The organism is Pseudomonas salicis, from assembly GCF_057128705.1.
On sequence record NZ_JBSKHU010000005.1, the window covers coordinates 627608 to 645073 of the forward strand.

The following is a 17466-nucleotide window of genomic DNA, read 5'->3' on the forward strand; positions in this document are numbered from 1 at the left end:
AAAATGTTTCCACCCGGTCGCGTCTCGCCCGTGGGCCAGCCACTGGACCGAGTCGATGGCGTGCTGAAAGTGACAGGCCAGGCCCGTTACGCGGGTGAATACCCGGAAAAGGGCCTGCTTCATGGGAGCGTGGTCTCCAGCACCATCGCCCGAGGGCGCGTGATCAACATCGACACGTCGCAGGCGCTGCAAGTGCCGGGCGTCGTGGCTGTGATCGATCACCTCAATCGCCCGCACGTCGCCAGCTATGACAAGGATTACGAAGACGCCGACTCGGCAGAGGGGTCGCCATTTCGGCCTCTTTATAACGATCGCGTGCTCTACAGCGGCCAGCCGTTGGCGCTGGTCGTGGCCGACTCGCTGGAGATTGCGCGCCATGCCGGTTCGCTGATCCGCATCGAGTACGAGACCGAGGCTCACCAGACGAGTCTGCTCGCCGTCCAAGGCAGCGCTCATACGGCCCCGGCGGAAACCCCGAAACCGAGGGGTGATTTCGACGCAGGAATGGCCAGCGCGGCGTTCACCATGGACGCCCGTTACAGCACCCCCAACGAACATCACAACCCGATGGAGCCCCACGCCTCGACCGTGCTCTATCAGCCCGACGGCAGCCTGCACATCCACGACAAGACCCAAGGCCCGCAGAATTGTCAGGACTACCTGCACAAGGTGTTCGACCTGGACAAGTCGAAGATCCGCATTTTCGCCGCGTTCGTGGGCGGTGCGTTCGGTTCAGGTTTGCGTCCGCAATACCAATTGCCCTTGGCGGTGATGGCGGCGCTGCAGCTCAAACGCTCGGTTCGTGTGACCTTGACCCGCCAACAGATGTTCACCTTTGGCTACCGCCCCAACACCTTGCAGCACCTGCGACTCGGTGCGACCAAAGAGGGCCGGCTGGTGGCAGTGGGGCACGACGTCATCGGCCAGACCTCGCGCTTTGAGGACTTCACCGAACATGTCGTCGAGTGGAGCGGCATGCTGTACCAGTGCGACAACGTACAACTGACCTACAAACTCGCGCCGCTGGACGTCTACACCCCGCTGGACATGCGGGCGCCGGGCGCGACTTCGGGCATGGTCGGGCTGGAATGCGCGATGGACGAGCTGGCCTGCGCTGCCGGAATCGATCCTGTGCAACTGCGCGTGATTAATTTCGCCGAGCGCAATGGCAACGAGGACAAACCCTATTCCAGCAAGGAACTGATCGCCTGCTATGAGCAAGGCGCAGAGCGCTTCGGCTGGCATCGACGCAATCCCGAACCGCGCAGCATGCGCAACGGCCGGCAGTTGGTGGGCTGGGGCATGGCGGGCGGGGTGTGGGAGGCGATGCAGATGAAGGCCAGCGCCAAGGCCAGCATCGACGCCAATGGCAAGTTGACCGTGAGTAGCGCTACCACCGACATCGGCACCGGGACGTACACCGTCATGGTGCAAATCGCGGCCGAAGCCGCCGGGGTCAAGCATGACGACGTGACTTTCGTCCTGGGCGACTCTTCGTTGCCGACCGCGCCGTTGCAGGGCGGCTCGTTCACCGTGTCATCAGTGGGCACGGCGGTACAGCAGGCATGCCGAGGCGTGCGCACCAAACTGCTGGACGCTGTGCGCATGGCCCATCCGCAATTCGCGGTGGTGGACATGGAAGACATCGCGTTTGGCGACGGCTACCTGATCATCCAGGATCAGCGATTTGCCTACGCCGACATCGTCCGAGAGTCGTCCCACGAGACGCTGGACGTGCAGATCGACGCCGAACCCGACGAGAAGCGCAATGGCTACGCCACCGCGACGCACTCGGCAGTGTTTGTCGAGGTGCTGGTCGATGAAGACTTGGGCAACATCCGAGTGAATCGCGTCGTCAGCGCGGTGGCGGCGGGGAGGGTGGTCAATCCCAAAACGGCGCGCAGCCAGATTCTGGGGGGCGTGGTGTGGGGCATCAGTCAGGCCATGCAAGAAGAGACTCAGACCGATCACACTCTGGGCCGGTTCATGAATCACAGCCTGGCGGAATACCACATCCCCGTGAACGCCGACATTGGCGAGATTGACGTGCTGTTCGTTGAAGAGAACGACGAGATCGTCAACGAGTTGGGGTCCAAGGGCGTCGGGGAAATTGGCATCGTCGGTGTCGCGTCCGCGATTGCCAATGCCATCTATCATGCAACGGGCAAGCGCGTGCGCGAGTTTCCGATCACCTTGGATAAAGTGCTCTGATCATCCGCAAACCCTGTAGGGGCTCGCTCCTACAGGCACTCGTCATGCTGCTGTCAACCTGCCATCTTTCTCAATGTCGCCACAGTGCAAGCACAGGTCGCGCTGGTGCGTTTCGTGGGCAGGGCGGCTGCGTAATTTGCATCAACGCGGCAGCAACGCATTGTCGTGGGTCTTCAAGGTTTAGAAACAAACTGCCAAAAAGAGCTGATTAAAAATAACGAGCCGACCCGAGGAGCACGCATGAAGAAGTTTATTCGTCAGATCAGTTGTGGTGTGTTGATGCTGAGCAGCACGGCTTTGATGGCGGCCGAGCCAGCCAAGTGTCAGAACGTGCGGATGGGCGTGGTCAACTGGACTGACGTGATCGCGACCAGCGCGGTGGCTGAAGTGTTGCTGCAGAACCTGGGTTACGACGTGAAGCAAACCAGTGCCGCGCAACAGATCGTTTTCGGCGGTTTGCGTGATGACCGTCTTGACGTGTTCCTGGGTTACTGGAAACCGGCGATGGACAAGAACATTGCACCCTTCGTGTCGGCCAATCAGGTCAAGGTGTTCGACACCCCGAGCATGAACGATGCCCAGGCCACGCTGGCCGTGCCGCAATTCGAAGCGGACGCGGGCCTGAAAACGTTCGCAGACATCGCCAAATTCAAGGACAAGCTTGGCGGCAAGATCTACGGGATCGAGCCAGGCACCGGTGCCAATGCCAACATCAAGGGCATGATCGAAAAGGACCAGTTCGGCCTCAAAGGTTTCCAGCTGGTTGAATCGGGCGAAGCCGGGATGCTGGCCGCTGTGAAACGCGCCGTGGATCGCAAGGAGTGGGTGGTGTTCGTGGGTTGGACTCCGCACCCGATGAACATCAACATGAAGATCGCGTACCTGACCGGCAGTGAAGATGTGTTCGGCCCGAACGAAGGTGCAGCGACAGTCTCCGTCGTGACTGCGCCGGATTACGCGACCCGTTGCCCGAACGTCAACAAGCTGATGAGCAACCTGAAATTCACCGCGGCGCAGGAAAGCCAGATGATGGTGCCGATCATGGACCGCAAGGCCCCGAACGACGTCGCCAAGGCCTGGCTCAAGGATCACCCGGAAGACACCAAGCGCTGGCTGGATGGCGTGACCACGTTTGACGGCAAAGACGCAGCGGCGGCTGTGCAAGTGGCTGTCAACAAGTAAGCGCAGTGAGTCGGCGCTGTTGATGTCACCCTGTAGGAGCGAATTCATTCGCGATGTGGCCGTCCATCCCATGAAAATGCGTTGGATGTACTGGCCAATCGCGAATGAATTCGCTCCTACAGGTTTTGTGTTCATACCAACCCTGTCCCCCGGCGTCAGACGGGCTGGAGCCGCGGATGCCTACTGAATATCCCCTCTCGCCAGAAATGGCCCTCTTCATTGAGAAGACCCTGAGTTTCAGCGTCGACTCGCTGGAAATTCCCGCTCAACGCCGCGCCTACTCGCGCATGTGCGAGGCCTTCACCCCCACCCGTCCGGCCGACCTTGAGGTCAAGGATTTCCAGCTGGCCGGGGTGGACGTGCGCTGTTACCGGCCCCATCGCATTTCTGTCGAACATCCCGCCCCATGTGTCATGTACCTGCACGGCGGGGGCTGGGTGGTCGGGGATCTGGATTCCCATGATTTTCTGACTGCGACCTTGGCGGTTGACCTCAACGCGGTGGTCATCGCGGTCGATTATCGGTTGGCCCCCGACCACCCGTTCCCGGCCGGTTTCGAGGATTGCCTGGAGGTCTGGCACGCTTTGCAGATTCAGGCGCAACGGCTGGACATCGATCCTCAGCGCATCGCCATTGCCGGAGACAGCGCTGGGGGAAATCTCGCCGCGGCCGTGTGCCTGGCCCTGCGCGATTCGGGACAGCGGCAGCCCGTAGGGCAAACCCTGATTTACCCAGGACTGGGCGGGGCCGACGACCTCCCATCGCGCACGGAATGTTTCGATGCGCCGTTGCTCAGTACAGTGGATCTGGGGTTTTACCGGCAGTTGTATTTGAGCGAGGGCGAACGTTCACCGTATGCAATGCCCCTCAATGCGACGGACTTCCGTGGCCTGGCGCCAGCGTTCATTGCCGTCGCCCAGTTCGACCCCTTGCGCGACGACGGCGTGTGTTACGAACGGGCCTTGCGCGAAGCAGGCGTTGCTACCGAGTTCGACCCGGGACTGGGGCTCGTGCACGGCAGCCTGCGGGGCAAGGGGCAGGTGGCGGAAGTGGACGCGCTGTATCGACGGTTGGTCAGCGCGCTGTTGGGGTTTTTGCGTCGTTCGTTGTGAACTCCTGCACTCTCACGGCCTGCGCCGCGCAGATGCGAAAGCACATTTATCCCGCGTCTGATCCGCTTTCTCCCCTTCTGCACTGCCCTCCCGGGTGAGGCAACTCGTCACGCGACAAATGACCACGCGGAGCATGTGCCGAAATGGGACTACTCTTTCAGCGTCGGCTGACCTGAATCAATTTCTCACACTCCAGCGATTGACCGGGCGGCTTGACATCACTCCCGCGTGGTCGTTTGCCTGAGCGCGAAATCAAAAAGAACAACGGCACGCCGTCGTACTCAATACACCGTGGGGGCAGTCGCTGAAGGCCCCGTGTGTCTGCAGCCGGTTTCACCTGATTAGAGGAAGACCTATGTTCGGTTTAGAGGCACTCGATCTCGCCCGAATTCAGTTTGCGTTCACTGTTTCGTTCCACATCCTGTTCCCTGCCATCACCATCGGTCTGGCGAGTTTCCTCGCGGTGCTCGAAGGTTTGTGGCTCAAGACCCACGATGACACCTACCGAGACCTCTACCATTTCTGGTCGAAGATATTTGCCGTCAACTTTGGCATGGGCGTGGTCTCCGGGCTGGTCATGGCGTACGAATTCGGCACCAACTGGAGCCGATTCTCCGATTTCGCTGGCGCGATCACCGGGCCGTTGCTGACCTATGAAGTGCTGACCGCCTTCTTCCTAGAAGCCGGTTTCCTGGGCGTGATGCTGTTTGGTTGGAACCGCGTTGGCCGTGGCCTGCATTTCTTTGCGACCGTGATGGTGGCCATTGGCACGCTGATTTCCACCTTCTGGATTCTCGCCTCCAACAGCTGGATGCAAACCCCGCAGGGCTTCGAAATCATCGATGGCCGGGTGATTCCGGTGGACTGGCTTGCGGTGATCTTCAACCCGTCATTCCCCTATCGCCTCATGCACATGGCCATTGCAGCGTTCGTCGCGACTGCCTTCTTCGTTGGCGCCTCGGCCGCCTGGCACTTGCTGCGCGGCCGTGACAACCCGGCCATCCGCCGGATGCTGTCGATGGCGATGTGGATGGCGCTGATCGTGGCGCCGATTCAAGCAGTGGTGGGCGATGCCCATGGCTTGAACACGCTGGAGCACCAGCCTGCCAAGATCGCGGCCATCGAAGGACATTGGGAAAACGTGGGCAACGAGCCGACGCCGCTCATCCTGTTCGGCATTCCGGACATGAAAGAAGAGCGCACCAAATACGCCATCGAGATTCCGTACCTCGGCAGCCTGATCCTGACCCACAGCCTGGACAAACAGATCCCGGCGCTGAAGTCGTTCCCGCCTGAGGACCGCCCCAATTCGCTGATCGTCTTCTGGTCGTTCCGGGTGATGGTGGCGCTGGGCATGCTGATGATCTTCGTCGGCCTGTGGAGCGCCTGGCTGCGCTGGCGTGGCGGGCTGTACACCAATCGCCTGTTTCTGCGGCTCGTGATGTGCATGGGGCCTGCCGGGCTGATCGCGATGCTCGCGGGCTGGTTCACCACGGAAATCGGTCGCCAGCCCTGGGTGGTCTACGGGCTGATGCGCACCGCCAACGCCTCGTCTAACCACAGCGTGGGGCAGTTGACCCTGACCCTGGTGCTGTTCGTCGTAGTGTATTTCATGCTGTTCGGCACCGGCTTCGGCTACATGATGCGCCTCGTGCGCAAAGGGCCGAAGACCCATGAAAGCGCCGACACGCCACACGGCGGCCCCGGCCAGAAACGCACTCCAGCACGTCCTCTCTCCGCCGCCGACGAAGGCAGCGAAGAAGGCCACAAAGACAGCCTGCGGGAAGGGAACTGAGCCATGGGTATCGATCTTCCACTGATCTGGGCCGTGATCATCATCTTCGGCATCATGATGTACGTCGTCATGGACGGCTTCGATCTGGGTATCGGGATTCTCTTTCCCTTCATGAAGGATAAGACCGACCGCGACGTCATGATGAACACCGTTGCGCCGGTCTGGGACGGCAACGAGACCTGGCTGGTGCTGGGCGGCGCAGGATTGTTTGGTGCGTTTCCACTGGCCTATTCGGTCGTATTGGAGGCCTTGTACCTGCCGCTGATCCTGATGCTTATCGGGCTGATTTTTCGCGGTGTGGCCTTCGAGTTTCGCTTCAAGGCGACCGACGCCAAACGCCATCTTTGGGACAAAGCGTTCATTGGCGGCTCGCTGGTGGCGACGTTCTTCCAGGGCGTGGCGCTGGGCGCGTTCATCGACGGGATTCCGGTGGTCAACCGCGCCTATGCGGGCGGCGGGCTGGACTGGTTGACGCCGTTTTCGCTGTTCTGCGGCCTGGCGCTGATCGTGGCCTACGCCCTGCTTGGCTGCACTTGGCTGATCATGAAAACCGAAGGGCCCTTGCAAAAGGCGATGCACGATCTGGCGCGACCGCTGGCACTGGCAACCCTGGTGGTGATGGGGATCGTCAGTCTGTGGACGCCGTTGACGCACCACGAAATCGCTGACCGCTGGTTCAGCCCTTCGAACCTGATCTGGTTCATGCCGGTTCCGGCGTTGGTGCTGGTGACGATGTACGGGCTGTTCAAGGCGGTGGAACGCAACGCGCATTACACGCCGTTCCTGCTGACGCTGGTGCTGATCTTCCTTGGCTACAGCGGGCTCGGTATCAGCCTGTGGCCAAACATCATCCCGCCGTCGATCTCGATCTGGGACGCTGCCTCGCCACCGCAAAGCCAGGGCTTCATTCTGGTGGGCACGCTGTTCATCCTGCCGTTTATCCTCGGGTACACCTTCTGGAGCTACTACGTATTCCGCGGCAAGGTCACCCACGAAGACGGCTACCACTAAGGGGACATGACGATGAGCACCAAGGGGTCTCTGGGGGAGGACGACGGGGCGGAGAAAAAGCCGCTCTGGCAGCGAGTGGGCTGGCTGGTGGTGATTTGGTCAGGAAGCGTGCTGGCGCTGTTCATCGTCGCCACGTTGTTGCGGATGTTCATGACAGCGGCGGGGATGAAAACCCATTAGATCAGTCGCGCCTCTTCAACCTGTGGGAGCGAATCCATTCGCGAAAGGGCCGTGCGGACGCTGAAATGTGTCGTCAGGAATACCGTTTCGCGAATAAATTCGCTCCCACAGGTGTTCGGGAACACCGCAAAATTCGGGTCTGACGCTGTTGCAACTGTGGGAGCGAATTCATTCGCGAAGGTGGGTCAGTCAACGCAGCTTCATCGACCGAACGGGCCTCTCGCGAATGAATTCGCTCCTACAGGAGGGGGCGATCATCCGCGAGGAGGGCGATCACCAAGGCCGATTGTTTACTTCCGGGCCTTGAGAATCACGAACTTCGGCGTAGCCGCCACCTGTTCCACGCCCCGAAACAGTCGCGCCAGCTTGGCGTGATACCCCAAATGCCGGTTGCCGACGATGTACAGCGCGCCGCCGGTGACCAGCGCCGAACGCGCCTGCTGAAACATGCGCCAGGCCAGAAAATCCCCCACCACCTGCTGCTGGTGAAACGGCGGATTGCACAGCACCACGTCCAGCGAATCCGGTTCCTGCCCTGCGAGGCCGTCAGCGGCACGAATCTCCACCTCACGCTCACCCAACGCCAGTTGCCAGTTTTCCTGCGCGGACTGCACCGCCATGAACGACTCATCCACCAGCGTGTACTGCGCGTCGGGGTTGGCCAGCGCACTGGCAATCGCCAACACGCCGTTGCCGCAGCCGAGGTCCGCCACGCGAGCCGAACCGAGGCCGGTCGGCAGGTAAGGCAAGAAGGCGCGGGTGCCGATGTCCAGACCGTCGCGGCAGAACACGTTGGCGTGGTTGATCAGTTCGATCTTCGGTTCGTCCAGCGTGTAGCGGGTCGGGAACGGGGAGGGCTGAAAGCCTTTCGGCTCGGGTGCGCAGAACAGCAGGCGCGCCTTCTTCACCGCCAACGACGCCTGCACCTGCCCGATGTAATCCTCCATGAGCTCACCCGCCGAGCGCGGCAAGTGTTTGATCATGCCTGCAGCCACTACCTTGGCGTCCGGCGCCAGTTGGCCTTGCAGGCGAATCAGTTGTTCCTCCAGCAAAGCCAGGGTTTTCGGGACGCGGATCAGCACCCAGTCGAACGGGCCTTGCAGCGGTTCACTGGCTGGAATCACCGGCACGGCGTCGTAGGCCTGACCATTGCGCACCAGGTTCTTTTCCAGCGCCTGTACGCCGAGGAATGAATCCGTGCTGCTGAACACTGCCGCGTGGGGCGCCAGGCTGGCGGCCAGTGCGCCAAAGTTGTCGTTGAGGATCAGCACGCGGGTTTGCAGCGTCAGGCCATGCTCGGCAAGGTGGTTGAGCAAGTATTCGTCAGCAGCGTCGAACGCCTGCAGCGGTTCATCCGACTGCTCCGGCTGGCGAATCAGGTCGAGCTGGGCGAAAGGCGTGGTAAGCAGGGGCATGTGCTGGGAATTTCCGTTCGTTGGCACGCGATGGGCGGCGAAGCGCAGGTGACCGATGCACCATTGCCACCTGACTCGCGAAAGCCGCGATTTTACGTGTTTTTCTCGCGGCCTGGCACCCGGCCTTTTCAGTAAAACCGAGTGGGTATCGGGCGCCTCACGACTGAAATACCCCATGCAGAGCGGCTTGAACCACCGCCGAGGTCTTGTTGCTGACCCCCATTTTTCGAATCGCGCTACCAATGTGGAAATTCACGGTGCGGATTTTGACGTCCAGAATCATCGCGACTTCGGCTGCGGTCTTGCCTTCTGCCGACCATTTGAGGACTTCGATTTCCCTAAGCGTCAATCCGCTGTGCAGCAAAGCGACGGCTTTGCTCATCTGTATCAGGTCCAGTCTCAAGTGTTCCATCACAAGCCTCCATGACCGATCAAAATTGAATGCCGTTTTAATGGGAGTCTAGGTAAGGAATCCTTAGGTGATTTCTATCGTCGGCCGCACGGCTGACGAGTGGGGGACGCTTTCTTTTTAGGCGAATTTGGCAACGCGCATGTAATCAATCGGTTACGTGTCGCTCTTTTCAATTCGCAACGCTGATCGCGATAGCTTCAATCGCGAAATGCTCTAACAAGCGTCGGTGGCACAGACAGGGATACCACTACAAACCCACGGTGTTTATCGAGGCCGGTTTGCGGGAAACTGGGCGCACTTGATTGAGTGACAGGAGCCAGGAGCGCCCATGACCGCCAGTGCAGAGAAATTCACCCGGCAGACGCTGCTCGACGTGACCCCCTTGACCCCCAGCCTGTTCACCCTGCGCACGACGCGCGATCCGGGTTTTCGCTTCGTCGCAGGACAATTCGCACGTCTGGGCGTGACAAAGGCGGACGGCAGCACGGTGTGGCGGGCGTATTCGGTGGTGTCGTCGCCCTTCGACGAGTTTCTCGAATTCTTTTCCATCGTCGTGCCCGGTGGCGAGTTCACCAGCGAGCTGAGCCGGTTGCGCGAGGGCGACACGCTCATGGTTGAAAAGCAGGCGACGGGCTTCCTGACGCTGGATCGCTTCAACGATGGCCGGGACCTCTGGATGCTCTCGACGGGCACGGGCGTGGCGCCGTTTCTGTCGATCCTGCAGAACTTCGAAGTGTGGGAAAAGTTCGAGCGCATCATACTGGTGTACAGCGTGCGTGAGGCCGCAGAGCTGGCGTATCAGGAACTGATCGCCGAACTCACTCAGCGGGAATACCTGGCCGAGTACGCCCACAAGTTTCAGTTCATCGCCACGGTGACGCGTGAAGCGCATCCCGGCGCGCTCAATGGCCGGATCACGACGCTGATCGAAAACGGTGAGCTGGAAAAGGCGGCGGGGGTCGAGCTGTCGCCTGAACATTCACGGGTGATGATCTGCGGCAACCCACAGATGATCGACGACACCCGCGCCTTGCTCAAAACCCGCGACATGCGCCTGGCCCTGACCCGCAAGCCGGGGCAGGTGGCGGTGGAGAATTATTGGTAGGGATGTACGCACGGTCTTTGAGGCGAACGATATTTTGTGGGAGCGAATTTATTCGCGATGCGGTGTATCAGCCGATGAAATTCCATCGTTTGTACCCACGTCTCGCGAATGAATTCGCTCCCACAGATGATTCAGCAGGTCGTGTGACCGATGTCAGGCAATGTTGAGGGGTTAAACCAACCGATCAGGATTCACCGGCAGTGGCGCGGCAGGCTTGTTGTTCTGCTCTTTCAGCAGGTCACGAATCTCGGTCAACAGGGTTTCCTGTGGGGTAGGCGCAGGCGGAACCGAAGGGGCCTTGGCTTCTTCACGTTTCAGGCGGTTGATGGCCTTCACGCCCATGAAGATTGCGAACGCCACGATGATGAAATCGATCACGGTCTGAATGAATTTGCCGTAAGCCAGCACTACCGCTGGTGCCGTGCCCTCGGCACCTCTGAGGGTGATCGCCAGGTCACTGAAGTCCACGCCGCCAATCAGCAGCCCCAGGGGCGGCATGATTACATCGCCGACGAACGACGAAACGATCTTGCCGAATGCCGCGCCAATAATGATACCGACGGCCATATCGACCACGTTTCCTTTGACGGCAAAGGCTTTGAACTCGCTTAGTACGCTCATGGTGTATTCCTTTGTTACAGATGAGGGTGGTGAATGCAGTGTATGTCAGCTACCTGCATCTCGCGTAATCCATTCAATCGACCGGTTCTGGTCGCGTTAGTTTTGCCGAAAGTGTCGATTCAAGGGTCTTGTGTTTGTAAGTTGCTGATTTTAAGAGAATTTTCCATATTCATTTCTGCGAGTGACGATTGCGCCTTAATCGATGGGAGGTGCTTTAGCCTTCTAGGGCGCCCATGAATGCGCTCAGAAAACCCAAATGGAAGTGAATCTATGCCAGCCTCGATTGTTTCAACCGCATTGTCGAAAACGACCCGTCTGTCCCTTATCGCCACTAGCCTGTTTTTGGTCTCAGTCTCCGCCTCGGCTCACACCCTCACCCGTGATAACGGCGCGGCCGTCGGTGACAACCAGAATTCGCAAACCGCAGGCCCCACCGGCCCGGTTTTATTGCAAGACGTCCAATTGATTCAGAAGCTGCAGCGCTTTGACCGCGAGCGCATCCCGGAGCGTGTCGTTCATGCACGCGGAACCGGGGCTTACGGCGAGTTCACCGTGACGGACGATCTCGGTGACTTGAGCAAGGCCCAGGTATTCCAGAGGGGCGAAGTCACCCCGGTGTTCGTGCGTTTTTCTTCCGTGGTGCACGGCAATCACTCGCCCGAAACTCTGCGCGACCCAAGAGGCTTCGCTACCCGGTTCTACACCCGCGAAGGCAACTGGGACTTGGTCGGTAACAACCTCCCGACCTTTTTCATCCGCGACGCGATCAAGTTTCCGGACATGGTCCACGCCTTCAAACCTGACCCCCGAAACAATCTGGACAACGATGCCCGACGCTTCGACTTCCTGTCTCACGTGCCCGAGGCCACACGGACTCTGACTGAGCTGTATTCCAACTACGGTACGCCGGCGAGCTACCGGGAGATGGACGGCAACAGCGTGCATGCCTACAAGCTGGTCAACGCGAGCGGCCAGGTGCATTACGTGAAGTTTCAGTGGAAAAGCCTGCAAGGCATCAAGAATCTCAGGCCCGCTGAAAGCGCCAAGGTTCAGGCAAGCGACTTCAGTCACATGACCCGTGATCTGGTGAGCCAGATCCGCCAGGGCAATCACCCGAAATGGGACCTGTACGTGCAAGTACTCAAGCCTGAAGACTTGCCAACGTTCGATTTCGACCCCCTCGACGCGACCAAAATCTGGCCCGCCGTTCCCGCCCGTAAAGTTGGGCAAATGGTGCTGAACCGCAACCCAAGCAATGTGTTTCAGGAGACCGAACAGGTCGCGTTGGCACCGTCGAACCTAGTGCCGGGCATCGAACCATCGGAAGATCGCCTACTGCAGGGAAGAGTATTTTCCTACGCTGATACCCAACTCCATCGCCTGGGGGCGAACGCACGTCAGCTGCCCGTCAATGCGCCGAGGGTTCGGGTCAATAATGGCAATCAGGACGGCGCCCTCAACAGCGGCCGAACCATTTCCGGTGTGAATTATCAGCCAAGCCGTCTGCATCTTCGTCAGGAACTGCCCGAGGCGCGCTACAGCCAGTTGCCGCTTGAAGGCACGACCCAGCAAGCGCGCATCCAGCGCGAACAGAACTTCAAACAGGCCGGTGAGCTTTACCGCTCGTTCAGCAAGCAGGAGCGCAAGGACCTGATCCAGAGCTTCGGTGCTTCACTGGCCACTGCCGATGAAGTGAGCAAGCACATCATCCTTTCCTTCTTGTACAAGGCCGATCCATCTTACGGCAAAGGGGTGACCAAGGTGGCGCGGGGCGATCTTGTCCACGTCAAACGTCTGGCCGCCCAGCTCTCGGACTGACCTGCGAATCGGGGGCACTACGTCCCCGATCAGCAACGTCTCGGGGCTCACAAACTGCGTTATGATTGCCGACTTTTGATCATCGGGAGGGGTTATGGCCAAGGCCAAACGCATGTATGGCTGCACCGAGTGCGGCGCGACCTTTCCCAAATGGGCCGGGCAATGCGGCGAATGCGGCGCCTGGAATACGCTGACCGAAACCATGATCGAAAGCGGCGGCGCGGCGGCGCCAGCGGGCCGTGGCGGCTGGGCCGGGCAGCAGGCACAGATCAAGACCCTCGCTGAAGTCAGCGTCGAAGAAATTCCCCGTTTTTCCACCAATTCAGCCGAACTCGACCGCGTGCTCGGCGGCGGTCTGGTGGACGGCTCGGTGGTGTTGATCGGTGGTGACCCCGGCATCGGCAAGTCGACGATCCTGCTTCAAACCCTCTGCGCCATCGCCGAGCGCATGCCCGCGCTGTACGTCACCGGCGAGGAATCGCAACAACAGGTCGCCATGCGCGCCCGCCGTTTGAGCCTGCCCCAGGACAAGCTGCGGGTCATGACCGAAACCTCCATCGAAACCATCATCGCCACGGCCCGCGTCGAACAGCCGAAGGTCATGGTGATCGACTCGATCCAGACTATCTTCACCGAGCAGCTGCAATCCGCACCCGGCGGCGTGGCACAGGTGCGGGAAAGCGCGGCGCTGCTGGTGCGTTACGCGAAACAGAGCGGGACGGCGATCTTTCTCGTCGGCCACGTGACCAAAGAGGGTGCACTGGCCGGCCCTCGCGTCCTCGAACACATGGTCGACACCGTGCTGTATTTCGAGGGCGAATCGGACGGACGTTTGCGTTTGCTGCGGGCGGTGAAAAACCGTTTCGGCGCCGTCAACGAGCTGGGCGTGTTCGGCATGACCGACAAGGGTCTGAAAGAAGTCTCGAACCCGTCAGCGATTTTTCTGACCCGCGCGCAGGAAGCGGTCGCAGGCAGTGTGGTCATGGCGACGTGGGAAGGCACTCGCCCGATGCTGGTCGAGGTGCAGGCGCTGGTGGATGACAGTCACCTCTCCAATCCGCGTCGCGTGACGTTGGGGCTGGATCAGAACCGGCTGGCGATGCTGTTGGCGGTCCTGCATCGTCACGGCGGAATTCCTACGCACGATCAGGACGTTTTTCTCAACGTGGTGGGCGGGGTGAAAGTGCTGGAAACGGCATCGGACCTCGCGTTGATGGCCGCGGTGATGTCGAGTCTTCGCAATCGGGCCTTGCCGGGGGATTTGCTGGTGTTCGGGGAAGTGGGGCTGTCGGGCGAAGTGCGGCCTGTGCCGAGCGGCCAGGAGCGTTTAAAGGAAGCGGCCAAGCACGGCTTCAAACGCGCCATCGTACCCAAGGGCAATGCCCCAAAAGAATCGCCGCCGGGGCTGACCGTGATCGGCGTGACCCGGTTGGATCAGGCGTTGGATGCGTTGTTTGAGGAATAAAGGACGATCAATCCAGCTCGTCAGACGTACGTAATACCTGTGGGAGCGAATTCATTCGCGAGACATCAGTGCAATCGATAGAAATGTGTCGAATGTACCGACCAATCGCGAATGAATTCGCTCCCACAGGGTTCAAGGTTATTCAGGTCTGGCAGCGTCACACTTCAATCAACGCCGCCAATTCCCGCTCCAGTTCAGCATGATCCGCCAGGTTCAGCTCGATCAGCCGCCGTAAATGCGTCACCGAATCCAGCCCGATGTGCTCACACACGAACCCCAGATGATTATGGTCGTCGTGGGTCAGCCGCACTTCCATTCGCACATCGATATCGACGTTGAGGTGAATGTCGACAATGAATGGCTCGTCCGGATTGCCCTGCCACGGCGATGGCCGTTCGATGAGCAGCCCTTTGAGCGACAGGTCGATCAGGTGCACCGGCCAGCTTTTCGGGCCTTGGGTCAGTTCGGTCTTGGCATCGAACGAGATACGTTTAAAACGTCGACGGTCTTCGTGGGCATCTGTCATGACGCGACTTCTCCTAGGCTCTGGCGGCCAGGTTTCGTGGACCCGAGCGCCGATCATTCCGCCCCGAGGGCGACAGCTGCTCTGACTATAGGCCAAATCCCGCGCTAGACCATCGTGGGGGGTGGCCTTTCGCTCCAGCAGCGCTAAACTCTGGGTGCTGCTCAAAACACGTCCACTCTGCTGGAACTCAAAAATGAAAAATAATAATAGTCTGCTGCGCCATGTGCCCTGGCTGATCGTTGCGATTCTCGGGGCCTGGGCCCTTGGAGTGGTTGCATTGCGTCGGGGAGAAGCAATCAACGCACTCTGGATCGTGGTCGCCGCGGTCGCCATCTATCTGGTCGCTTATCGCTACTACAGTTTGTTCATCGCCAGCCGCGTCATGCAGCTGGACCCGACTCGGGCCACCCCTGCGGTGCTGAACAACGACGGTCTGGACTACGTTCCGACCAACAAACACATCCTTTTCGGTCACCATTTTGCAGCCATTGCAGGCGCAGGTCCGCTCGTCGGTCCGGTGCTGGCGGCGCAAATGGGCTACCTGCCCGGCACCCTCTGGCTGATCGCCGGTGTGGTCCTGGCCGGTGCGGTGCAGGATTTCATGATCCTGTTCCTGTCCACACGCCGTAATGGCCGGTCGCTCGGCGACATGGTCCGCGAGGAAATGGGCCGTATCCCCGGCACCATCGCCTTGTTCGGCTGCTTCTTGATCATGATCATCATCCTCGCGGTGCTGGCGCTGATCGTGGTGAAAGCCTTGGCCGAAAGCCCTTGGGGCATGTTCACGGTCATGGCGACGATCCCGATCGCGATGTTCATGGGCGTCTACATGCGGTTCATTCGCCCGGGCCGCATCGGTGAAATCTCCATCGTCGGCGTTGTGCTGTTGCTGCTGTCGATCTGGGTCGGCGGTCAGGTGGCGGCCAGCCCTGAGTGGGCGCCGCTGTTCACCTTCACCGGCGTGCAGATCACCTGGATGCTGGTGGGCTACGGTTTTGTTGCGGCGATGTTGCCGGTCTGGCTGGTCCTCGCCCCGCGCGACTACCTGTCCACTTTCCTGAAAATCGGCACCATCATCGCGCTGGCCATCGGCATCCTGATTCTCGCGCCTGAGCTGAAAATGCCGGCCTTGACCCAGTTCACTGACGGCACCGGCCCGGTCTGGAAAGGCACCCTGTTCCCGTTCCTGTTCATCACCATCGCGTGTGGCGCCGTGTCGGGCTTCCACGCGCTGATCTCTTCGGGCACCACGCCGAAGCTGCTGGATAACGAAGTCAATGCCCGTTACATCGGCTACGGCGGCATGCTGATGGAGTCGTTCGTGGCCATCATGGCCATGGTCGCTGCCTCGGTCATCGAGCCAGGCGTGTACTTCGCCATGAACAGCCCGGCCGCCATCGTTGGCAGTGACGTCAACGCTGTCGCGCAAATGGTGAGCAGTTGGGGCTTCGTGATCACACCGGATCAACTGGTGGCGACCGCCAAAGACATCGGCGAGAACACCATCCTGGCCCGTGCCGGTGGCGCGCCAACATTGGCCGTGGGTATCGCGCAGATCCTGCACCAGGCGTTCCCGGGCCAGAACACCATGGCGTTCTGGTACCACTTCGCGATTCTGTTCGAAGCGCTGTTCATCCTGACCGCTGTCGATGCCGGTACCCGTGCCGGACGCTTCATGCTGCAAGACCTGCTGGGCAGCTTCGTGCCCGCACTGAAACGCACCGAGTCCTGGACCGCCAACGCCATCGGCACCGGTGGCTGCGTGGCCTTGTGGGGTTACCTGCTTTATCAAGGCGTGATCGATCCGCTGGGTGGCATCAACACCTTGTGGCCGCTGTTCGGCATCTCTAACCAGATGCTGGCCGGGATTGCGCTGATGTTGGCGACAGTCGTGCTGATCAAAATGAAACGTCAGCAATACGTCTGGGTGACCATCCTGCCAGCCTCTTGGCTGCTGATCTGCACCGTGACCGCAGGCTTCATCAAGCTGTTCGACCCAAGCCCTGCCGTTGGCTTCCTGGCCCTGGCCAAGAAATACAGCGCAGCGGCAGATGCAGGTCAGATCCTCGCCCCGGCGAAAAGCGTCGAGCAGATGCAGCACGTGATCTTCAACGCGTACACCAACGCGGCGCTGACCTCGCTGTTCCTGTTCGTGGTGTTGAGTATCCTGTTCTACGCGATCAAAGTCGGTCGCGAAGCGTGGGTCAAGAAAGAGCGTACCGACAAGGAAGCGCCGTTTCAGGCCTTCCCTAAAACCCATTGAGTACGCTGTGAGGCGAGGAGCTGCACATGTTCAATGACCTGAGTCGTCTGGGTAAATATCTGGGTCAGGCTGCGCGCTTGATGGTCGGCATGCCGGACTACGACAACTATGTCGAGCATATGCAGAACACCCACCCCGACAAACCGGTGATGTCGTACGAGGCGTTCTTTCGGGAACGCCAGGACGCGCGTTACGGTGGTAAGGGCGGGCCTAAGTGTTGTTGATCCGCTGATCGATTAACACGTTCCTTGTAGGAGTGAGTTTGCTCGCGATGATGTTGTGCCAGACACGTTGATGTATCTGACACAATGCCATCGCGAGCAAGCTCACTCCTACAGTCATTTTTGTGC

15 protein-coding genes are annotated in these 17466 nt (G+C 59.9%); 11 read left to right on the forward strand and 4 right to left on the reverse strand.

The genetic code is table 11. From position 1 onward, the window contains the following. The first annotated feature begins 3 nt into the window (after positions 1-3). The 6 genes from ACWKWE_RS21230 (at position 4) to ACWKWE_RS21255 (ending at position 7491) form a co-directional block, all read left to right on the forward strand. Complete coding sequence (locus ACWKWE_RS21230) at positions 4-2211, forward strand: xanthine dehydrogenase family protein molybdopterin-binding subunit (protein ID WP_483851637.1); 2208 nt, start codon at positions 4-6, stop codon at positions 2209-2211. A gap of 240 nt (positions 2212-2451) precedes the next feature. Beyond that, positions 2452-3393: a choline ABC transporter substrate-binding protein gene (gene choX, locus ACWKWE_RS21235; RefSeq protein ID WP_166598419.1), complete on the forward strand. Its 942-nt coding sequence runs from the start codon at positions 2452-2454 to the stop codon at positions 3391-3393. A gap of 176 nt (positions 3394-3569) precedes the next feature. After that, the gene (locus ACWKWE_RS21240; RefSeq protein WP_483851608.1) at positions 3570-4505 is read left to right on the forward strand and encodes an alpha/beta hydrolase; all 936 of its coding nucleotides are present in this window, start codon (positions 3570-3572) and stop codon (positions 4503-4505) included. A gap of 355 nt (positions 4506-4860) precedes the next feature. Further along, positions 4861-6300, forward strand: coding sequence for a cytochrome ubiquinol oxidase subunit I (locus ACWKWE_RS21245; RefSeq protein ID WP_483851609.1), 1440 nt, complete (start codon positions 4861-4863; stop codon positions 6298-6300). Positions 6301-6303: 3 nt separating this feature from the next. Next, positions 6304-7311, forward strand: coding sequence for a cytochrome d ubiquinol oxidase subunit II (gene cydB, locus ACWKWE_RS21250; RefSeq protein WP_483851610.1), 1008 nt, complete (start codon positions 6304-6306; stop codon positions 7309-7311). Between the two features lie 12 nt (positions 7312-7323). Further along, positions 7324-7491 carry a DUF2474 domain-containing protein gene (locus ACWKWE_RS21255; RefSeq protein WP_166598415.1) on the forward strand — a complete coding sequence of 56 codons (168 nt, stop codon included), beginning with the start codon at positions 7324-7326 and terminating at the stop codon, positions 7489-7491. A gap of 290 nt (positions 7492-7781) precedes the next feature. Here ACWKWE_RS21255 and ACWKWE_RS21260 read toward each other — a convergent pair whose 3' ends face one another. Continuing rightward, entirely contained in the window at positions 7782-8906 is a 1125-nt protein-coding gene (locus ACWKWE_RS21260; protein WP_483851611.1) for a methyltransferase, read from the reverse strand. Between the two features lie 157 nt (positions 8907-9063). After that, positions 9064-9288 (reverse strand): helix-turn-helix domain-containing protein, encoded by a 225-nt coding sequence (locus ACWKWE_RS21265; protein ID WP_256665454.1) that lies wholly within the window; start codon positions 9286-9288, stop codon positions 9064-9066. A gap of 358 nt (positions 9289-9646) precedes the next feature. Between ACWKWE_RS21265 and ACWKWE_RS21270 the strand changes: the two genes are divergently transcribed. After that, positions 9647-10423 (forward strand): ferredoxin--NADP reductase, encoded by a 777-nt coding sequence (locus ACWKWE_RS21270; protein WP_166598412.1) that lies wholly within the window; start codon positions 9647-9649, stop codon positions 10421-10423. 171 nt (positions 10424-10594) lie between these two features. On the opposite strand, the gene mscL is transcribed toward ACWKWE_RS21270, so the two are convergent. Continuing rightward, on the reverse strand, positions 10595-11044 hold the full coding sequence (gene mscL, locus ACWKWE_RS21275) for a large-conductance mechanosensitive channel protein MscL (RefSeq protein ID WP_166598411.1): 450 nt from the start codon (positions 11042-11044) through the stop codon (positions 10595-10597). 270 nt (positions 11045-11314) lie between these two features. Between mscL and ACWKWE_RS21280 the strand changes: the two genes are divergently transcribed. Both ACWKWE_RS21280 and radA read left to right on the forward strand, forming a co-directional pair. Further along, on the forward strand, positions 11315-12862 hold the full coding sequence (locus ACWKWE_RS21280; RefSeq protein ID WP_166598410.1) for a catalase: 1548 nt from the start codon (positions 11315-11317) through the stop codon (positions 12860-12862). Between the two features lie 94 nt (positions 12863-12956). Continuing rightward, positions 12957-14327: a DNA repair protein RadA gene (gene radA, locus ACWKWE_RS21285; protein WP_166598409.1), complete on the forward strand. Its 1371-nt coding sequence runs from the start codon at positions 12957-12959 to the stop codon at positions 14325-14327. Between the two features lie 157 nt (positions 14328-14484). Here radA and ACWKWE_RS21290 read toward each other — a convergent pair whose 3' ends face one another. After that, positions 14485-14853, reverse strand: coding sequence for a PilZ domain-containing protein (locus ACWKWE_RS21290; protein ID WP_401149774.1), 369 nt, complete (start codon positions 14851-14853; stop codon positions 14485-14487). Between the two features lie 193 nt (positions 14854-15046). Between ACWKWE_RS21290 and ACWKWE_RS21295 the strand changes: the two genes are divergently transcribed. Further along, positions 15047-17116 carry a carbon starvation CstA family protein gene (locus tag ACWKWE_RS21295; protein ID WP_166598407.1) on the forward strand — a complete coding sequence of 690 codons (2070 nt, stop codon included), beginning with the start codon at positions 15047-15049 and terminating at the stop codon, positions 17114-17116. Positions 17117-17142: 26 nt separating this feature from the next. Continuing rightward, entirely contained in the window at positions 17143-17340 is a 198-nt protein-coding gene (locus ACWKWE_RS21300; protein WP_166598406.1) for a YbdD/YjiX family protein, read from the forward strand. Positions 17341-17466: the final 126 nt, after the last annotated feature.